Genomic DNA, 918 nt, shown 5'->3' with positions numbered 1-918 from the left:
CTATGGGCACATCAATGTGAAGAGGTACCAACCCTTATTGAACAAAATAAAAACAACATGAAGATCCCTAACCTATCTATTTGCACCCCCTATAGGATCAAGGAAATAAGATGTTGTATAGATGGATTGACAGTCCTAAGTCTAAACCTCTATCCTCATCATTGTCAAGATAAATAAAGTCATTTTCAATGAAACCATGTGTCCCATCCGTGAAATCATGTAAATCTTCCTCATCATCAGATGCACAAAGGTTCACTAAGAAGGTCACTAGGTGTGGATATTCATCTTGCTCAAAAGCATAAGTTTGTGCAATCGGAATGACGTTCTCTACTGAGTAGGGATCAATCGTGGTCAAGAGACATATCATCCATTCTAATTTCTCAAAATTTTTCTCACTCGCTAGTGTATCTACCAAATCCCATTCAGAGGTAAGCTCGCGGTAGACCATGTGAAACACTTGAGAAAAGTAAAGAGGGTACCTCTCACCCTAGGTAGGTTTTGGTTAGTTTACAAATATCATAAGGGTTGTGTCATTGTGCATGATGTGTCACTATGAGTTTTGGTTTATGGACCAAATTTTGTAGGTTTCAATCTTGTTGTTTGGTGGCTCACAGAGCACGAGTACATTCATCCAAAAACTCTTGATGAGAGCTTCACATGCATGTGTGCATATATATAAGCACCGATTGTTATCAAGCAAGTCAAACAACAAATAAAAGAAGAGAACAACACACAACTAGCACTCAATTCCATTATTGGTCATCGATGAGGGTAGTGGCCGTATAGACTTGCCCAAAACCAATGATGGAGATGACTATAATTGAGTTATATTAATCTAATCTTAAAAGAAGTATGAATTAATTTAGTGCTTAAGGAGAGAGATCACTAAATCTAGCCGTGGATCTAATTAATATAATT

At 37.3% G+C, this 918-nt stretch carries 1 protein-coding gene; it reads right to left on the bottom strand.

The annotated features are described in order from the left end of the window. Positions 1-97: 97 nt before the first annotated feature. Positions 98-448: a hypothetical protein gene (locus DD606_RS25690; RefSeq protein ID WP_129259545.1), complete on the bottom strand. Its 351-nt coding sequence runs from the start codon at positions 446-448 to the stop codon at positions 98-100. Positions 449-918: the final 470 nt, after the last annotated feature.

The sequence above is a fragment of the Enterobacter cloacae complex sp. GF14B genome, assembly GCF_004136805.1.
In the GTDB taxonomy this organism is placed as follows: domain Bacteria; phylum Pseudomonadota; class Gammaproteobacteria; order Enterobacterales; family Enterobacteriaceae; genus Enterobacter; species Enterobacter hormaechei_C.
Note: the sequence above shows the minus strand (reverse complement) of the source record. Positions and strands in the feature narration are given on the sequence as shown.

What these genes read in the sequence shown, in the direction of transcription:
- DD606_RS25690 (WP_129259545.1), bottom strand. Translation starts at nt 448, where the DNA reads ATGGTCTACCGCGAGCTTACCTCTGAATGGGATTTGGTAGATACACTA.